Here is a 17,792-nt window from a genome sequence, read left to right as displayed (position 1 = left end):
CCGGGTGCTATTTCTTCAGGTCGATCCCGACGCCTTTGTTGACGAAGGCCAGCGTGTAGGACTTCTTGATGTCGACGCCGGCCGGCACGACCTTGGCCTTGACCATCTTGTCGTAGAAGCTCTGGATGCGCGCGTCTGTCATCGCACCAATGCCGAGTTTTTCCGTATCGCCGGAATCGACGATGCCGAATTTCTTCATCTGCTCGATCGAAAACGCGATCTGCTCGTCGCTGATGTCGGGGTTGTCCTTCTTGATCGCGGCGTTGGCGGCAGTGTTGTCGCCGTAGAGATAATTGTACCAGCCCTTGGCCGAGCCATCGACGAAGCACTGAACCACTTCCGGCCGCTTGTCGATCGTGGCCTGCATGGTCTCGATCGTCGTCGCATAGGTGTCGAAGCCGTAGTCGGCGAGCAGGAACAAATTGGGCTGGAAGCCGCCTTCCTTGGCGACGGCATAGGGCTCTGAGGTCACGTAGCCTTGCTGGATCGATTTTGGATTGGCGATGAAAGGTGCGGGATTGAAAGTGTAGGGCACGCGCTTGGCCGGATCGAAGCCGAATTCCGTTACCATCCATTGGAAGAAGCTCTGTGCACCTTCGTCAGCGATGATGTACTGGTCCGCGTTCTTCAAATCTTCCCATCTGTCGAGCCCCTGACCTGGATGGGCCATGATCACCTGCGGCTCTTTCTGGAAGGAGGCGGCGACCACGCGCAGCGGAATCTCCTGCTGAACGGCGTCGAAGGCCTGCAGCATGTTGCCGCCCATGTAGAAGTCGATCTTGCCGGCGAGCAGCAGCGGCCGACCGCTGACCTGCGGGCCACCTTGCATGATCGTTACGTCAAGCCCGCAAGCGGCATAGGTGCCATCAGCGGCCGCCTGATAGTAGCCGCCGTGCTCGGCCTGGGCGAGCCAGTTGGTGCCGAACGTGACTTTTTCATTTGCTGCCGCGCTCAGCGTGCTTGCGGCAAGCAGCACGATCGCGCCCACCGAAATCTTAAGTTTTCCGTCCATCCACACCACCCTCTGTTGGCTCCGGCGCGCCACGCACCGGGCTCGACACCATCGATTCAAGAAGCAAGACACATGCCATCGCCGAGACCGCCCGCCTGCGCAACGGTGGTGCGCGAAGGCCGGACGGTCATGCTGTACCGAAGGCATCGTGCCTATTTTTTGAACGCCTGTCCACAATCGCCCTGATAACATGCACTGCATCTTGAAGGGGCCGCCAATCCGGCTTTAAGCTGGCGGCAGACTGGAGATTGTCGTGTTCAAATTCCTCACGCCGAAGTCGATCAAGCCGCCCTTCGCCCGCTACAGCCATGGCGTCGAGGTGCCTCCCGGCAAGAGGCTGGTGCTGTGTTCGGGCCAGGTCGCCATCACTCCGGACGATCAGATCCCGGAGGATGCCGGCGCGCAGGCCGAACTCTGTTTTCAGAACATCGCCGCGATTCTCGGCGAGGCCGGACTTGGACTCTCCGACATCGTCCGCATCAACGCCTATGTCACCGACCACGCCTTCCTGCGGCCCTATATGGACGTCCGCGACCGGTTGTTCACCAGCCCGGCGCCGGCTTCGACGCTGATGATCGTGTCCGGTTTCGCCCGGCCGGAATTCAAGGTCGAGATTGAGGTCATCGCGGCAGGGCAAGGAGCGCTGGCCGAAGGCTGAGAATCGACAGGCCAGCGATCTCAAGTTACACGACAAATGCTGGTGCTGCCCCTCATCCGCCTGCCGGCACCTTCTCCGCGTGTAGTGATGGGGAGAAGAGGCTGGCCGCAACACTGGCGATCCCCTCTCCCCGTCCTTTACGGGGAGAGGGCAAGGGTGAGGGGCAGCGCAGACGCGTATTCAGTCTCTTCGAGGTTCAAAATGGCCGGAACAAAAAAACGCGTGTGGTGGGGCGATTACCGGACCACCGAATACGCCACCGTCGATCCGGAGGCGACGATCGCCGTCCTGCCGGTGGCGGCGATCGAACAGCACGGGCCGCATCTGCCGGTTTCGACCGACACCTCGATCATGAACGGCATGCTCGAAACGGTGATCGCTCGCCTGCCCGGCGATCTCGACATCCGCATCCTGCCGGTCCAGGCGGTGGGCAAGTCGAACGAGCATCTGCATGCACCGGGAACGCTCACTTTGCCGGCGGCGACCTTGATCGAGGCCTGGACCGAGCTTGGCCTGTCGATTGCGCGGGCCGGCGTCAGGAAACTGATCGTCGTCAACTCGCATGGCGGTAACGAGGAGATCATGGGCATCATCACGCGAGAATTGCGCGTGCGGGCAAAGATGCTGGCGGTGAAGACGAGTTGGCAGCGCTTTGGCCGGCCGGCCGGCATGTATACCGAGCTTGAGGATCGCCAAGGCATCCATGGCGGCGATGTCGAGACCTCGCTGATGCTGCATTTCCGGCCGGATCTGGTCGACATGGCAAAGGCCGACAATTTCGTGTCCAACGTCGCCCACGCCGAAAAGGAATTCTCGCTGCTGCGCCATACGGGAACGCACGCCTTCGCCTGGATCGCCACCGACCTCAACCCGAACGGCGTGGTCGGCGATGCCAGCATTGCAACGGCCGAAAAGGGCAGGCTTACCGCCAACCATCAGGCCGACGGTTTCATCAGCCTGATCAGAGATGTGAGAAAGGCCAAGCTCGCCGACTGGCTGACCTAGAGCAATTCCAGGAAAAGTGTGAAACGGTTTTCCGTCCGGAATTGCGTCAAACAAAGAGTTAGAGCGGTTCATCGTTTCCGTGAAACGATGAACCGCTCTAGGTGTTTGATCCCAACAGCTCAGGCCTCGCTCACGAGGGGCGATTCCATTCGCGCGCGAGGGTCCTCACTTCACCTCTTTAAGCGGCGACACCGTGTAGATTTCGTCCAGTATCTTCACCATCAAGGTGTTGGCGGTCGCCTGGCCGTCGAGCGCGAGAGTCAGGTTGGTCCATATGACCAGGGTGACGTCATTAGCCGGATCGTAGCCCATGAAGGACTGGTAACCGGGCATCTCGCCTTCGTGATAGTAGATTTCGTTAGGCCCGAAGGTCAGCGTGAGGATGCCATAGCCGTATTTTTGCATGGCAGGTTCGCCCGGCTCCGGCGCCTCAGGGCTTGCTAGCCACTGCCGCTGGAAGTCGGCATTGAAGAGCTTGCCCCCGACCAGCGCGCGCATCCAGGTCGCGAGGTCATCCGCGGTGGAGATGACTCCGCCAGCCGCAAAATAGGCGGACGGATTCTGCCATGTATCGTCGTTGGGTTTGAGCGTTCCCGCCCTGGCCGCAGCCTGGAGGTCGTCCGGATAGGGCGAATCAGCCAGGGCGTACGAGGTACTGCCGTAGAGGTAGCCGTTTGAGTATGGCTCGGGGATGTCGTTCGACGTGGCCGGCGGCAACGCCGTGTTCTTCATGCCGAGCGGCCCGAACAGACGGTCCCGGAAGATGGTCGAGAGCGGCTTGCCGTCGATCTTCTCGGCAACAAGGCCGAGCAGATAGTAGTTGGTGTTGTTGTACTCGAATTCGGCACCCGGCGCGAAGTCCGGCGGCCGTTTGAACGCCATGCCGAGTACTTCGTCAGCGGTCCATACCCTGTAAGGTTCCTTGTCCAGGCTTTCGGCAAGTTCCGGCGCATTGGTGAAGTTAGGGAGGCCGCTCCGCATTGTTATGAGCTGCCGAATGGTGATCTCGTCGCCGTTGGGAACGCCCTGGACGTATTTCGAGATCGGATCAGCGAAGCTCAGTTTCCCTTCCTGCACCAGTTGCACGATGACAGCGGCGGTCATCGTCTTGGTGTTCGAGGCCGCACGGAAGTGGGTATCGGCGCGCGGCGGGTTCGTGGCACCCAGTTCAGTCGTACCGTAGCCGAAGACGAGGTTGCCCCGCGGAGTCGTGAGCAAAACCATGGCACCGGGCAGCATAAGTTCCTTGGCCAAACCTTCGACGGTGGCTTGGAGCGCTGCCAGGTCGATCGACTTGAGAGCCGGCATGGACGCGGCCGTGGCGCTGCCTGTCGCGCAGACCACGCTAACAAAGATGGCCAAAATTCTCCCGATCATCATTCGCCCCCTTTGGCCGCGTCCTAGAACTCCTACGCACTTTTCCTGAAATTTGTTTTTAGGCTCAGATTCTCAATTCGAACGGCGTGCCTTCGAAAGCATCCGCGCCGCGCCCGATCGCCTGGATCGCTTCGATCATCCGGCCGTTGCGATCAAGCAGCGTGTCGGCCACCGAAATCAATCGCGGATTAGGTGTTGCCGAGGGCGACAGCGCGCGCAAAGTCTCAGCCAATTCGACCTCGTCGCGCTTCGGCGCCAGTGCTGCCGCAATGATGTAGGCCGAGGCGGTCGACCGGCTGATGCCGGCATAGCAATGCACGACCAGCGGCCTTGCACGATCCCATCGGCGCGCGAAATCGAGCAGGTTGCGGACATGCTCCTCGCCCGGCATGGTCATGCCCTCTTGCGCCACGGCAATGTCGTGCATGACCAGATGCAGATGGTTTTCCCGGGAGATCGAGGCCGGGCGCGTCACTTCGGTACCGGCGGCCAGCAGAGAAAGCAGCCACTCGGCGCCGGTCTTCGCGACTGTTTCCTCGATTTTCGACAGCGAACAGACATGGATCATTGTTTGATCTCCTTTGCGTCATCGTCGCGCTGTTGCGCCCAGTCGGCAAGAGCCGATTCGAGCCGCTGCCATTCCGCGTCGCCGCCCGGCAGCCCGGCGCGCAGCACATGCGGACGGTCGGAGAAATGGCGAAGCAGGATGCCGCGCTCGCCAAGCACCGAAAACAGACCGGCGGCGTCCGACAGCCTGATATAGCGGAACAGCGTGGTGCCGCCGGCAACAGCAACGCCGAAGCGGCCGAACAGCGCATCGACCCGCGCGGCATCCTCTGCCAGACGGCGCCGCATTTCGGCCTGCCAGCCGCTGTCGGCAAGCGCGCGGATCCCATATTCGAGCGCCGGTCCGGCAACCGCCCACGGCCCGAACTGCGCCTCCAGCCGTTCGACCGTCAGCGCGTCGGCCAGTGCAAAGCCAAGCCGCAGGCCGGCAAGACCAAAGAACTTGCCGAAGGACCGCAGCACGACAACGCCACCCTGGCCGACATCGCCGGCCAGGCTTTCCGCGCGCGGGCCGACATCCATGAACGCCTCGTCGACGACCAGCAGACCGCCTCTGGCGCGCAATTTTCCGGCAAGCTCAAGCAGCCTCTTGCGTGCGATGACGCGCCCGTCCGGATTGTTGGGGTTGACGACGATGGCGAGGTCGGCTCCTGCCATGGCCTCGAAATCGTCGACCTCCATCACCGCATGACCGACGATCGCCGCCGCCCGCTGATGTTCGGCATAGGTCGGCCCGAGCACCAGCGCCTTGCCGGGGCTCGCCAGCGAGGCGACGCGCGGCAACAGGATCTGCGTGCCCGGCGCGGCCACCACATTCGCTGCCGATGGCGCGCCGTAGGCGCTTGCCGCAACGTCGGCCAGATCACGGACCCGCGCGGCTTCCGGCAATCTTGACAGAGCGGTGGCGGGCAACTCAAAAAACGGGTAGGAGTGCGGATTGATACCGGTCGAGAGGTCGACAAAGGGCTGCGACGCATTGGGAAAAAGCGCCATCGCCCGGCCAAGGCTTCCGCCGTGATCCAACACTGCCGCCGCTCCATCAAGAGACTTCATGTCGATCCTGATCGCTTTCCTGTCACTGGTTGTTGAATTCGCTGTCGGCTACCCGGGCTGGCTGCTTGGCGCCATCGGCCATCCCGTCACCTGGTTCGGCAGGCTGATATCCTTTCTCGACCGCAGGCTCAACCGCGCCACTGATTCCGACGCCGTCCGTCGTCGGCGCGGCATTGATGCACTGCTGATCATCGTGCTGGTGCCGGCCACCATCGCTTTCGCGGTTGAAACTGTGCTTTCGGGCATTCCAGCCGGACTGGTCCTCACGGCAATTCTGGCGACATCGCTGCTGTCGCAGAAGAGCCTGGCCGAGCATGTCGAGCAGGTGGCCGACGGGCTCGACAATGGCGGACTCAAAATCGGCCGTGCTGCCGTCTCACGGATCGTCGGCCGCGATCCGGAAAAGCTCGACAGAGCCGGCGTCTGCCGCGCGGCGATCGAAAGCCTGGCCGAGAATTTTTCCGACGGCGTCGTCGCGCCTGTCTTCTGGATCGGCGTCGGCGGGCTGGCCGGCGGCGTCGCCTACAAGGCCGCCAACACCGCCGATTCGATGATCGGCCACCGCACGCCGCGCCACGAGGCCTTCGGCCGGGCGGCGGCGCGCTTCGACGATCTGATCAACCTGCCGGCGTCGCGACTGACCGCACTGCTCATCGTGCTGGCCGCCTTCCTCGTCAAAGGCGCCGATGCCGGTAACGCCTGGCGCACAGTGCTGCGCGACGCGAAGAAACACCGCTCGCCCAACGCCGGCTGGCCTGAGGCCGCGATGGCCGGCGCGCTCGGCCTGGCGCTAGCCGGGCCGCGCTCCTATGACGGCGTCATGGTCGACGATGCGTTCATGGGCGAAGGCGGCCACCGCGATGCCGAGAGCGCCGATATCCGACAGGCGCTGAAACTCTACCGGGTTGCCGATTTTCTGCTGATCGCGCTGTTCGGCTTGCTGTCGGTGATCGTCATCGCTGCGTGACGTCCAGTCCAGACCTGCAACGCGGCCGGTCGACATCGGCTGAAACAAAAAACCCGCCTCGGAGGCGGGTCGCTGGGGCAAATCAGCAGCATATTCATTTCAATAGCATAACTGCCGGCACAAAGCAAGAACAAAATTGGAAGCCTTCAGCCTTGGAGGTTGGTAAGCCGAGACGGAGAGGGGGAACCGCGCTCTACGACAAGCCCCCTCTCCGGCCGCTTGGCGGCCACCTCTCCCCCGCTCCGCGGTGGGCGAGGAACCCACGTCTTGAGGCTTCGAGGGACAGCACCCCTTCTGCCCTGCCGGGCATCTCCCTGCAAGGAGGAGATCGGCCGCTTCGCCGATGACGCCTCCTTCGGAATGTTCAGAACTCTATGCCTAGCTGTGCCTTCACGCCGGCGGAAAAGTGATGCTTGGTCACGCCCATCTCGGTGACAAGATCGGCGGCATCGACCAGCGCCGGCTTGGCGTTGCGGCCGGTGACGACAACATGCAGGTTTTCGCGGCGCCCTTTCAGCGCCGCCACCACTTTGTCGAGATCAAGATAATCGTAGCGCAGTGCGATGTTCAGCTCGTCGAGCACCAGAAGGCTGATCGAAGGATCGGCCATCAATTCGAGCACCTTGACCCAGGCAGCTTCGGCGGCAGCGATGTCGCGCTTCAGATCCTGCGTTTCCCAGGTGAAGCCCTCGCCCATTGTGTGCCAGACGACCCGGTCGCCGAAGGCGGCAAAAGCATCCTTCTCGCCGGTGTGCCATTTGCCCTTAATGAACTGGACGACGCCGACGCGCCTGCCGTAGCCGAGCATCCTCAGCGCCAGCCCGAAGGCGGCAGTGGTTTTGCCCTTGCCGGGCCCGGTGTTGACGATCAGCAGCCCCTTCTCGACCGTCTTTGCCGCGACCTCTGCGTCCTGCACCGCCTTGCGCTTGGCCATCTTGGCGCGGTGGCGTTCCTCGTCCCGGTCGTCGATATCGGTCATCTCATTTCACCTTGAGCGGCAGTCCCGCCACCATCAGCAGCACTGTGCCGGCGACGGCCGCGACCTGCTGGTGGAGCCGGCCGGCGGCATCGCGAAACCGGCGAGCCAGCGCATTGTCGGGCACGATGCCCTGGCCAACCTCGTTGGAAACCACGAACCACGGCCCTCGCGGCCGCGACAGCACATCCGCCAGCCATCGGCATTCGGCCTCAATGTCATGTTCGGCCAGCATATGGTTGGTCAGCCACAGCGTCAGGCAGTCGATCAGGACGGGCCGGCCGTCAGGCAGCGCCTCGATCGCGCCGACGAGATCGAGCGGCGCGTCGATGGTCGTCCAGCCCTCGTCGCGCCGCGACCGATGCAGCGCGATGCGTTCGCGCATCTCGTCATCATAGGCTTGCGCCGTGGCGATATAGGCCCACGGCGCCGGACAGGCCGTCACCAATCTTTCGGCATACGCGCTCTTGCCGGAGCGCGCACCGCCGATGACCAGGGTCAGCCTCCCGCCGGGAGCAACGGGATCAGGCAAAGCTGTCGCGCAGGCCGGTCGCGGTGCCGGTCAAGCGGCCGCGCACCGCGCCGACGACGGCGCCGAGCACCAGCCAGAACACCAGATTGGTCAGCGTCACCGCCACCACGAACTGGTGGTGCAGGCCTTCCGGGATCGGCGATTCGAAACTGTCGGGCTGCGGCGCGCCGACGATATGCGGCGCCACGATCAACGCCACGGCAAGCAGCGCCAGCGGCAGCGATTTGCGAAATGCGAGCAGCCCGAGACCGGCCGCGGTCGCCACCACCGTCGCCGTCCACCATATCTGGCGCTGGGTGAGATCGGCCGCCGGCATAGCCGGGAGTTCGGGCGGCAGGCCGAGGTTCGGAGCCAGCGTGAACACCGCAAAGCCGGCAAGGCCCCAGTACAGGCCCTGACGCCAATTGCCGATGCCGCCGGCGAACTCCGAAGCGGCGACCAGGATCAGCGCAAAGCCGATGCCGGTGACGACGTTGGCAACGACATTGAAGGCGAATCGTTCAAAACCGTCGGCCGGCGCCCAGCCTTCGTCTTCCGCAGCCGGAGCGGCAGCTTCGGCCGGTTCGGCGCTGCTCATTGCATTGGCGTCCGTGGCGTTCGCGGCGGGCGCCGCGGTATGGTCATGCGTGTGACCACCGCCGGCCTGTTCGTAGACTTCCGCCTTGAGGATGAGCGGCACGGTGGCAAAGGCCTGCATGCAGGCGAGAACGACGCCAGCCACAAGCCCTGCGATCGCCGCGATGAACACGACGTTGCGAAACAGTGTCATGATGTCAGCCCCTCGTCAGTGGCAGGGAAACGCCATCGAATGGCGATAGTCGTGGGCGGCATTGTGGACCGCATCGATATGCGAGAAGCCGACAAAGCCCATGACGAAAATGCCGAGAAATGCAGCAAGCGCCAGCTGCACGAAGCGCGACTGCGAGGAGACGGAAGCGCCGAGCGAGACGGAAGCGGTATTCATGTCTTGTCCTTTCGCCCTCCACCCGAGGGCATAGAAGTCAGTTCTCCTGTCGCCGGCAGGTCTCCTGGCTCGCGGATCAGCGCCCTTCCCCACCTTCCCGAAGAAACTCTTCAGTGGCACATGGAGAGGACTACCGCACACAGTTGCGGGGGCAGCCACGGCATTGGGCAAAAAATTCGCCCTCACCGCATTCCCTCTTGGTTCCAAAACGGAACCGACGACGGCTGCGACTATAGGCAGAATCGCTGCGCCCGGCAAACCAAATTCCGCCAGCTACCAGCGCGAAAGCGCCACTTGGCTTCAGCCTTCCAATGAGACGATCTGATTGCTTCAACGCTTCAACGCTTCAACGCTTCAACGCTTCAACGCTTCAACGCTCCAAGGTCACGGCCGTGGAGTGCTGCGATCCAGAGGTTCAACGGGGCTAAAAGCGAACCTTGGGGCGGTACCGGCGATAGCCCGCCTTCTTTTGTCCGGGGCAACCATGATAGTCGTCTTGCAGTGCTGAATCAGATTGCGAGATCATGAGCATTCCTACGCCGGCCGTTCAGGACCGATCCAAGCGCATCATCTCCATCGACGTCGCACGCGGCTTCGCCTTGCTAGCCATGGCGAGCTACCATTTCACCTGGGATCTCGAATTCTTCGGCTACACCGATCCCGGCCTGACCGCCTTCGGCTGGTGGAAATTCTACGCGCGCTGCATCGCTTCGACCTTCCTGTTCCTGGTCGGCGTCAGCCTGTTCCTTGCCCATGGCAAACAGATCCGCTGGAGCGGCTTCTGGAAACGCTTCGCCATGGTCGCCGGGGCGGCGCTCGCCATATCGGCCGCCACAAGGCTTGCCACGCCCGACAGTTTCATCTTCTTCGGCATCCTGCACGAGATCGCGCTCGCCAGCCTGCTCGGCCTCACGTTCCTGCGGCTGCCGGCGCTGCTGACGCTGGTTGTCGCGGCTTTCGTCATCACCGCACCGCTCTACCTCAGGTCCGAGATCTTCGATCATCCGGCCCTGTGGTGGGTCGGCCTGTCGGCAACCAATCCGCGCTCCAACGATTATGTCCCGCTGTTTCCATGGTTCGGCGCCGTGCTTACGGGCATCGCGACGGCAAAACTCGCCTCCGCTTCCGGCCTGCTGGCGCGGTTGGCGGGCCTGACGCCCGGCCGCTGGACAAATCCGCTGGTCTTTATCGGCCGGCACAGCCTCGCCTTCTATCTGATCCACCAGCCGGTGCTGATCGGATCGATCTGGCTTTTTTCGCAAGTCATGCCGGCACCGGTCGAGACCAGGCAGGTCACCTTCCTGAAAGAATGCCAGACTTCGTGCGAGCAATCGCGCGACACGGAGTTCTGCTCCAGCTATTGTGTGTGCATGCTCGATACACTCGAGGGCGAGGCCACGCTTGATCGGCTCTACCGCAACGACCAGGCTGCGGAATGGAAGGCACATCTCGACGAGCTCGCCGGCGCCTGCACTGCCAAAGCCGACAGCACTTTGATGGAGGGAGGAGCACAATGACCGACCATCAACAGAAATCTGGGCAACAGAAACCGGGGCAGCCGAAACCGGGGGTTATACCCTGGCCGCCGCTGATCTATGTCGCGGCCATCGCCGTCAGCGTCGCGCTTGGCTTGCTCTATCCGCTGCCATGGATCGGCGGCCTTTTGGGCGACATCCTGTTCGCCGCCGGCTGGGTGGCATTGTTCGGCGTCGTCACACTCTGGTTCACGGCGATCCGCACCATGATCCAGGCAAAGACGACGCTCCACCCAAACGCCGTACCAGATCACCTGGTCACATCTGGCCCCTTCGCCGTCAGCCGCAACCCGATATATCTGGCCAACACGCTGCTGCTGATCGGCGTCGCCCTTATCTCCGGGATCGTATGGTTCCTGCCGCTGGCGATCATCGCCGCCTTCGCAACGCAGAAGATGGCTATCGAGGGCGAGGAAAAAGTTCTGGCAGCGAAATTCGGCAAGAAATACCGGGATTACGCGAAAAAGGTGCGGCGCTGGATTTGAGGCGTGCGGCGAGGTCTTTTTTAAGAATTCGCTCTGGCAGAAAACCACGCTAGCTGGCCGCCAGAGTAGAATTATCAAAAAGGCCGCTCAGGTGTTGACGCCGAGTTCCACCAATCGCTCGACGCAGGATTCCTCGGCCTGGTCGAGTTCGGCCAAGGTCTCTTCGAGATCGCGGCGCTTCTGGCGCAGATCCTCGCGCTTTTCCTCGATGCGCTTGATCATCAGGTTGAGTTGACCGACCTCCCCGGGCGGCTCCTTGTACATCTGGATGATTTCGCGGATTTCGTTGATCGAAAAGCCGAGCCTTTTGCCGCGCATGATCTGGCGGATGAGATGCCGGTCCGACGGGCGAAACAGCCGCGTGCGGCCGCGCCGAACCGGCTGCACCAGTCCTTCGTCCTCGTAGAAGCGCAGCGTCCGCGTCGAAACATCGAATTCGCGGGTCAGTTCGGTGATCGAATAATATTCCCGCATCATCACTCCAAATGCCCGGCCGCGCTGCGAGTTCAACCATGCGGCCTCGCTATCGTCCAGACGCGTGTCAGAATCGGCCGACAGGCAGTTCGAAAATCTCGCATGGCATTTACGTAAAAGTCAATTGAGAGGGTATCGCTCAGCGCACGCCGAACCACCATGTGGCGAGGCCGAGAAAGGCAAAGAAGCCGACGACGTCGGTGACCGTCGTGACGAAAACCGCAGAAGCCACGGCCGGGTCGATCTTCAACCGGTCGAGCAGCAGCGGGATCAGGATGCCGGCCAGTGCGGCCACGAACATGTTGATGATCATCGCCGCTGCGATGATGCCGCCCAGGTTGGGATCGCGGAACCAGGCAGCCGCGACGATGCCGATCAGGATGGCGAAGATGATGCCGTTGATGGAGCCCACCCCCATCTCGCGACGGATGATGCGGCCGGCATTGTAGATGTCGAGGTCCCTCGTCGCCAGCGCCCGCACCGTGACTGTCATGGTCTGCGAGCCGGCATTGCCGCCCATGCCCGCCACGATCGGCATCAGCACGGCCAGCGCCACGATGTGCTCGATCGTGCGGTCGAACAGGCCGATCACCGACGCCGCCAGGAAAGCCGTCAACAGATTGACGAGCAGCCACGGAACCCGCGAGCGCGAGGTCGAAAGGATGCTGTCGGACAGTTCTTCGTCGCCGACACCACCCATGCGCAGCAGATCCTCCTCGGCCTCCTGCTGGATGACGTCGACCACGTCGTCGATGGTCAGCACGCCGACCAGCCGCTCGTTCTCGTCGACGACGGCGGCGGAGAGAAGGTCGTATTGTTCGAATTCGCGCGCCGCCTCTTCCTGGTCCATCGTGGCCGGAATGGCGTGCCTGGTCTCATGCATGACCTCTTCGACCTTGACCGAACGCTTGGTGCGCAGGATCTGGTCGAGGTCGATGGCGCCGAGCAGCTTGAAGCTTGGATCGATGACGAAAATCTGGCTGAAGCGGTCGGGAAGGTTCTGGTCCTCGCGCATGTAGTCGATGGTCTGGCCGATCGTCCAGAACGGCGGCACCGCGACGAACTCCGTCTGCATGCGGCGGCCGGCCGTCTCTTCGGGATAGTCGAGCGAGCGGCGCAGCCTGATCCGCTCGGTGAAGGGCAGTTGCGACAGGATCTCGTCCTGGTCTTCCTTTTCGAGATCCTCGAGAATGTAGACCGCGTCGTCGGAATCGAGGTCCTGCACCCCCTGGGCAATCTGTGCGTTGGGCAGGCTGTCGACGATGTCGCGGCGGATCGCCTCGTCGACCTCGGTCAGCGCGGAAAAATCGAAGTCGACGCCCAACAGTTCGACCAGCGCGCGGCGCTGTTCGGGATGAAGCGCCTCGAGCAGATCGCCGAGTTCCGATTGGTGCAGGTCGTCGACTTCACGCTTCAGCGTCAGCGTGTCGCGGTCGGCGATCGCGGCGCCGATCTGGGCAAGGAACGACGACAGAATGGCGCCGTCCTCGCCGTAAATGTCGGCATGGCTGCCCTCAGCGGCCCTGGCGCCGGTCGTCTGTTCGTCCTGGCCTTCCACCTGCGCCTCCCGCCATCAGAATTCCGGAAAAGGTGCCTGTCACGTCTAGAACATTGGACCCAGAAGTGGAAACCGGTTTTGGGAAAAATCCGATGCTCAAACACAAAGATAGAGCGGCGGCACGATTCGACCTGAGAGTCAGCCTCTCTATGGCGCAACGCGCGGGAATATCAAACGAAATGCACCCTTCCCCGCCGCGGAGCGAAGGCTGGTGCAACCGGATCGCCGGACAGACGATGATGCCGCACTCGGCCCTCTCCTCAAGGACGCGAAGGCTCAGCCCATGAGGTCAGAGACCAACGGGCGCAAGGGATGACAGACTGATCGAAATGGCAGCCGTTGGATACCGTAAATCCTCGAAGAACCGTCGAACGTCGATTCCAGGCAACTCGGTGACCGAAATATGCGACAGAGCCGGTTTGCCTTACCATCACGTCAAATGCGTTGACCTGAGCGCGTGCTCGGAATTTGCGGATGCGGGGTGGAATCCTTATAGTTATGAATTGGCGCACGCTTTCGACTGTGGGCGTGCAGAATCGTAGAGAAGGATACAGATGCCGGACGTCAACTCGGATGCGGCGAAACCTCGAATTGCACTCATTTCAACCCACGGCTACGTAGCTGCCAACCCACCACTCGGCGCGGCTGATACCGGCGGACAGGTGGTCTACGTCCTGGAACTTGCCAAAAAGCTGGCCCAGTTGGGCTATGCCGTCGATATCTGGACGCGGCGATTTGAAGACCAGCCTCCTGTCGATGAGGTGGCAGACGGGGTTCGCGTTCTGCGTGTCGCCTGTGGCGGACCCGATTTTATTCCGAAGGAATATCTTCACCGCCACCTTCTGGAATGGTGTGAAAACGCGCTGCGCCTGATTCGCAGGGAAAACCTCTCCTACGACTTCATCAACAGTCATTACTGGGATGCGGGCGTGGCGGGGCAGCGACTGTCGGAAGCGCTCACGATCCCGCACATCCATACGCCGCATTCGCTCGGCATATGGAAGCAGCGCCAGATGAAGACGGACTACCCGGACAAGGCCGATACATTCGAGGCCGAGTTCAATTTCACCGAGCGCATAAAGCACGAGACGATCATCTTTCGAAGCTGCGCCATGGTGATCGCAACAACGCCGCCGCAGGTGGATATGCTGGTCGAGGACTACAGTCTCGAGCGCGACCGCGTGCACATGATCCCGCCCGGTTACGACGACAACCGGTTCTTCCCCGTCAGCGAGGCGTCTCGCCGGTTGATCCGCCATCGGCTCGGCTTCGAGGGGCGAACGATCCTGGCGCTCGGCCGGCTCGCCACCAACAAGGGCTACGACCTGCTGATCGATGCGTTTTCCGTTGTGGCGCCGCGTGTGCCGGATGCGGTCCTGAGGCTCGCTGTCGGCGGCGAGAACATGGACGAGCAGGAGCAGAAGATCCTGAACCAGCTCAAGGAACAGGTTGAACAGCTAGGCTTGCAGGATCGTGTCGTCTTCTCAGGCTATGTTGCCGACGAGGATCTGGCCGACACTTATCGGGCGGCAGACATGTTCGTCCTGTCGAGTCGCTACGAGCCGTTCGGCATGACCGCGATCGAGGCGATGGCCTGCGGGACGCCGACCGTGGTTACGATCCATGGCGGCCTCTATCGCGGGATCAGCTATGGCCGGCACGCGCTTTTTGGCGATCCGTTCGACAAGGAAGACCTCGGCATCACGATCGTCAAGCCTATGAAGCACCAGCGCCTCTACGGCCGACTGGGCCGCATGGGTGCGCACAAGGCGCGCAGCCTGTTCACCTGGACAGGTATCGCGCAGCAGCTTGTCAGCCTTGTCGAAGGACGTCCGGTGCTGAAGGCGGTCGACGACCATGATTGGGACGAGCCGTGGAACGACGGCGATTGAAACCGATCGCGCTTCTATCGAGTGACCTCGACGGGACCCTGGCAGGCGATGCGCCGGCGACATCACGCTTCCGTTCCAAATGGGAAGCGCTCGACCCCGAGCACCGGCCGGTTCTCGTCTACAACAGCGGTCGTCTGGCCGACGACATTTTGAACTTCGTCGACAAAGTCGGCCTGCCAGCGCCGGACTACGTGATCGGGGGTGTCGGCACGATGCTCGCCGGTCCGCGGCACACCTCGCGCCTCGGGCATTTTACCCAGAGGTTTTCGGAAGGCTGGTCTCTTGAAAAGGTCGATGCGGTGCTCGGATCGCTCGAAGACACCGTCCGCCAACCCGACGGCTATCAACACGCCTTCAAATCGAGTTGGTACCTGCACGACGCAAGTCCGGAAGCCCTTGCCAGCATCGAGCGCGCTCTGGCCGAGGCCGGCCTGTCAGTGACGATGATTTATTCGAGTGGACGCGATCTCGACATCCTGCCGCGTTCAGCAGACAAGGGGCAGGCGCTGGCCTGGCTCTGCAATGAACTCGGCATCGGTCTGGATGAGGTGGTGGTCGCCGGCGATACCAACAACGATCGCAGTATGTTCGACCTGCCGGGTGCGCGTGGGATTGTCGTTGCCAATGCCCTTCCCGAACTGCTTGACATGGCGCGGGACAACCCGCTGATTTACAGCGCGAAGAAAAAGTTCGCCCTTGGCGTCGTCGAAGGCCTCGCTCATTGGTCGGTGTTTGCGGACGCTCAATCCTGAGCCGGAAATATTGATCTCCTTGTCACGGTTTGAGCGCCCATACCGTCGCGTGTAGAATGGCACCCGTTTCAGCGATGAGACGTGCCGATTGTATAGGCTCAAAACCGCTGATCCGCTTCGTGCCAGCCCAACGACCGCGATCCGCGAAAACTTCGATCGATCCGTAGTCGAGGAATATCCGCAGCCGTTTTGGACGGGCTCCCTTGGCAATGTAGTGAGGAGATTCCGCTGCATCGTCTCCGTGACGAATGGCAAGTCCCTCGTCGTCGACAACAACCTCGAGGCGAACACTTGGATGATGCAGCTTCAGGTGGAAATGGGCACCCGGCTCTTCGAGCTCGAACAGGATTTCGACGGCGCCATTGATAAAGCTTACCTGTTCTCCGGCTGCGAGGCGTGTCCGGTCTAGAATATGGCTCCGCAGGCTCTCGGCTGCTCCGATGGGCGGGGTATGCAACTCGCCTGCAGACAGGTGGATATTGCGAGGCAAGGTCATGGCGGTGGGGAAATCGATCGCCGGTCCGGTATCGGCCCAGTTGGCAAGCCATCCTATACCGACAATGGCATCACCGTCGACGAAGGCCTGGAAGGCGTAATTATCCGTCCCGAAGTCCAGTTCCTGTTCGAATTCCTTGGCAAAGGTCTGACCATCGAACCAGCCGACAATGGCCATTGTCAGGTTCTTGCGCCGGGTGGACTGGTCCTCACTATTCATCAGCCCGAGAATTAGAACCCAGCGCGTCGCGGGATCGGTCGCAGGCCCGTCAAGCGGCAGCAGACAGGGACATTCGATCGCCGTCGTCCGATAGTGTTTCTCGACCAGAAGCTTGCCGATATATGTCCAGCCGGTGGCGGCCGTATGGTCATGGGTTTCGTAGAGCAGGACAACGCCGCCTTCATCGCTCTGGCTGCCCAGCAGCATTTTCCAAAGGCCGTCCGGCCCCCTGAAGACGTATGGGTCGCGAAAATCCGCTGTCAGTCCCTCGTCGAGTGGGCGGTAGGGCAGGATGACGTCCGCATTTCCCGCCATTATAAGGTCGCTGGAAGTGGCCGTGAGTTGGATTTGCTGTTCCGGGATACGGTCCTGTACCTGCTCGGTAAAAAAGACGCGAATGCCCGGGCCATCGGCAAGCGAGACGGCTGAGCCGGAATATGCACCACCCCGTTTGTCGGGCCTTGCGGTAAGATCTTCCGATGGGAACAGGAAGATAGGCATGTGACGCCACCGCAAATAATCGGAAGATACGGCGTGGCCCCAATGCATCGTGTTCCACCGAAGTCCATGGGAGTAATGCTGATAGAAGAGATGTGGGCGACCTCCAAACCGGCCAAATCCGTTTGGATCGTTCATCCAGCCGAACGGCGGGCGAAAATGATAGCTGTCAGGGATCTTCGGCGGGGCATTTCCCGGATTGGTGTGGAGAACTGTAATACCTGTCTCCAGCACGTCGGCCAATGCGAACCAGTAGGCAACCGATACCGAGGTTTGATCCGTGTCGTAGTCCAGTTCGACACTGCCGCCGCCGAAGACGTGAAAAATTCTGAATTCATACTCTTCGGCGTTCGTAACGCTCACCTCGCCGAACTTGCCACGGACATTGGAAAAAGACAGCGAGCCCGGAACGTCCGGCTTGGTCGCCTTAAGCCAGATATGGAAGGTGGCGTTGACAGGCAGCTCGGCATGCAGGCTTCGAATGGTGTCTCGTCCCGCAATCCTCACCTGGATGTCACTCATAAAGATGGCTCCGTTTCGTGCGGCTTTCCCAGGCAGATCGAGTATCAAAACCGGGTTCTCAACCTCGAAATGCGTTGCAGAAGGTTAAAGCTGGATTTTCACTTTGGCAAAGTCATTCCCCAGATCGACAGTTCTTGATTTCAATCGCTGCGCGGATCGCGCCTGATCTCGCGGCCGAAGAAGGATGATAGCCCGGAGAGCATGATTGCATTGTCCGACAGCGCAAGACTTCTCTTTCCGCGAGTTTCGA

Annotated in this window: 18 protein-coding genes and 1 riboswitch; of the genes, 7 read left to right on the top strand and 11 right to left on the bottom strand. The window is 61.6% G+C overall.

All coding sequences use genetic code 11. The features are described from left to right. Positions 1–7 precede the first annotated feature (7 nt). Positions 8–1,012 carry an ABC transporter substrate-binding protein gene (locus IHQ72_RS17850; RefSeq protein WP_258123639.1) on the bottom strand — a complete coding sequence of 335 codons (1,005 nt, stop codon included), beginning with the start codon at positions 1,010–1,012 and terminating at the stop codon, positions 8–10. Positions 1,013–1,265: 253 nt separating this feature from the next. On the opposite strand from IHQ72_RS17850, the gene IHQ72_RS17845 reads away from it, so the two are divergent. Both IHQ72_RS17845 and IHQ72_RS17840 read left to right on the top strand, forming a co-directional pair. After that, a complete protein-coding gene (locus IHQ72_RS17845; protein WP_258123638.1) occupies positions 1,266–1,670 on the top strand; it encodes a RidA family protein in 405 nt (134 codons plus the stop codon). A 201-nt stretch (positions 1,671–1,871) separates the two neighbouring features. Beyond that, positions 1,872–2,675 (top strand): creatininase family protein, encoded by an 804-nt coding sequence (locus IHQ72_RS17840; RefSeq protein WP_258123637.1) that lies wholly within the window; start codon positions 1,872–1,874, stop codon positions 2,673–2,675. A 165-nt stretch (positions 2,676–2,840) separates the two neighbouring features. On the opposite strand, the gene IHQ72_RS17835 is transcribed toward IHQ72_RS17840, so the two are convergent. The 3 genes from IHQ72_RS17835 to cobD all read right to left on the bottom strand — a co-directional run bounded on the left by IHQ72_RS17835 (position 2,841) and on the right by cobD (position 5,672). Next, positions 2,841–3,914 (bottom strand): serine hydrolase domain-containing protein, encoded by a 1,074-nt coding sequence (locus IHQ72_RS17835; protein ID WP_258123636.1) that lies wholly within the window; start codon positions 3,912–3,914, stop codon positions 2,841–2,843. A gap of 202 nt (positions 3,915–4,116) precedes the next feature. Beyond that, a complete protein-coding gene (locus tag IHQ72_RS17830) occupies positions 4,117–4,620 on the bottom strand; it encodes a tyrosine phosphatase family protein (protein WP_123151839.1) in 504 nt (167 codons plus the stop codon). Further along, positions 4,617–5,672, bottom strand: a complete 1,056-nt coding sequence (gene cobD, locus IHQ72_RS17825) for a threonine-phosphate decarboxylase CobD (protein WP_258123635.1) — start codon at positions 5,670–5,672, stop codon at positions 4,617–4,619. Before cobD ends, IHQ72_RS17830 begins: the two co-directional genes overlap by 4 nt. On the opposite strand from cobD, the gene cbiB reads away from it, so the two are divergent. Continuing rightward, on the top strand, positions 5,671–6,639 hold the full coding sequence (gene cbiB, locus IHQ72_RS17820) for an adenosylcobinamide-phosphate synthase CbiB (protein WP_258123634.1): 969 nt from the start codon (positions 5,671–5,673) through the stop codon (positions 6,637–6,639). The two genes, cobD and cbiB, sit on opposite strands and share 2 nt — an antisense overlap. 364 nt (positions 6,640–7,003) lie before the next feature. Here the strand turns inward: cbiB and cobO are convergent, their stop codons facing one another. Genes cobO through IHQ72_RS17800 form a run of 4 tightly spaced genes read right to left on the bottom strand, consistent with a single transcriptional unit; the run spans position 7,004 to position 9,111 of the window. Continuing rightward, positions 7,004–7,618, bottom strand: a complete 615-nt coding sequence (gene cobO, locus IHQ72_RS17815; RefSeq protein ID WP_258123633.1) for a cob(I)yrinic acid a,c-diamide adenosyltransferase — start codon at positions 7,616–7,618, stop codon at positions 7,004–7,006. Between the two features lies 1 nt (position 7,619). Next, entirely contained in the window at positions 7,620–8,117 is a 498-nt protein-coding gene (gene cobU, locus IHQ72_RS17810; protein ID WP_258123869.1) for a bifunctional adenosylcobinamide kinase/adenosylcobinamide-phosphate guanylyltransferase, read from the bottom strand. Between the two features lie 22 nt (positions 8,118–8,139). Next, positions 8,140–8,916, bottom strand: a complete 777-nt coding sequence (locus IHQ72_RS17805; protein ID WP_258123632.1) for a CbtA family protein — start codon at positions 8,914–8,916, stop codon at positions 8,140–8,142. A gap of 15 nt (positions 8,917–8,931) precedes the next feature. Then, positions 8,932–9,111 (bottom strand): CbtB domain-containing protein, encoded by a 180-nt coding sequence (locus tag IHQ72_RS17800; protein WP_095494621.1) that lies wholly within the window; start codon positions 9,109–9,111, stop codon positions 8,932–8,934. A gap of 37 nt (positions 9,112–9,148) precedes the next feature. Next, a riboswitch (cobalamin riboswitch) is annotated at positions 9,149–9,345 on the bottom strand. Between the two features lie 290 nt (positions 9,346–9,635). Here IHQ72_RS17800 and IHQ72_RS17795 point away from each other — a divergent pair. Together IHQ72_RS17795 and IHQ72_RS17790 are read left to right on the top strand one after the other, a co-directional pair. Continuing rightward, a complete protein-coding gene (locus IHQ72_RS17795; protein WP_258123631.1) occupies positions 9,636–10,628 on the top strand; it encodes an acetyltransferase domain-containing protein in 993 nt (330 codons plus the stop codon). Then, the gene (locus IHQ72_RS17790) at positions 10,625–11,131 is read left to right on the top strand and encodes a methyltransferase family protein (protein ID WP_258123630.1); all 507 of its coding nucleotides are present in this window, start codon (positions 10,625–10,627) and stop codon (positions 11,129–11,131) included. The genes IHQ72_RS17795 and IHQ72_RS17790 overlap by 4 nt, the downstream gene beginning before the upstream one ends. A gap of 87 nt (positions 11,132–11,218) precedes the next feature. Here IHQ72_RS17790 and IHQ72_RS17785 read toward each other — a convergent pair whose 3' ends face one another. Together IHQ72_RS17785 and mgtE are read right to left on the bottom strand one after the other, a co-directional pair. Further along, positions 11,219–11,605 carry a MerR family transcriptional regulator gene (locus IHQ72_RS17785; protein WP_023685221.1) on the bottom strand — a complete coding sequence of 129 codons (387 nt, stop codon included), beginning with the start codon at positions 11,603–11,605 and terminating at the stop codon, positions 11,219–11,221. Positions 11,606–11,744: 139 nt separating this feature from the next. Next, entirely contained in the window at positions 11,745–13,163 is a 1,419-nt protein-coding gene (mgtE, locus tag IHQ72_RS17780) for a magnesium transporter (protein WP_258123628.1), read from the bottom strand. A gap of 554 nt (positions 13,164–13,717) precedes the next feature. Between mgtE and IHQ72_RS17775 the strand changes: the two genes are divergently transcribed. Beyond that, positions 13,718–15,055, top strand: coding sequence for a glycosyltransferase (locus IHQ72_RS17775; RefSeq protein ID WP_258123627.1), 1,338 nt, complete (start codon positions 13,718–13,720; stop codon positions 15,053–15,055). After that, positions 15,037–15,807, top strand: a complete 771-nt coding sequence (locus tag IHQ72_RS17770; protein ID WP_309508921.1) for an HAD-IIB family hydrolase — start codon at positions 15,037–15,039, stop codon at positions 15,805–15,807. Before IHQ72_RS17775 ends, IHQ72_RS17770 begins: the two co-directional genes overlap by 19 nt. Before the next feature lie 22 nt (positions 15,808–15,829). Here the strand turns inward: IHQ72_RS17770 and IHQ72_RS17765 are convergent, their stop codons facing one another. Continuing rightward, entirely contained in the window at positions 15,830–17,542 is a 1,713-nt protein-coding gene (locus IHQ72_RS17765) for a GH32 C-terminal domain-containing protein (RefSeq protein WP_258123625.1), read from the bottom strand. Between the last annotated feature and the right edge of the window lie 250 nt (positions 17,543–17,792).

This window comes from Mesorhizobium onobrychidis, assembly GCF_024707545.1.
In the GTDB taxonomy this organism is placed as follows: Bacteria; Pseudomonadota; Alphaproteobacteria; order Rhizobiales; family Rhizobiaceae; genus Mesorhizobium; species Mesorhizobium onobrychidis.
The sequence above is the reverse complement of the archived record's forward strand: the minus strand, read 5'-3'. Positions and strand labels throughout refer to the sequence as shown.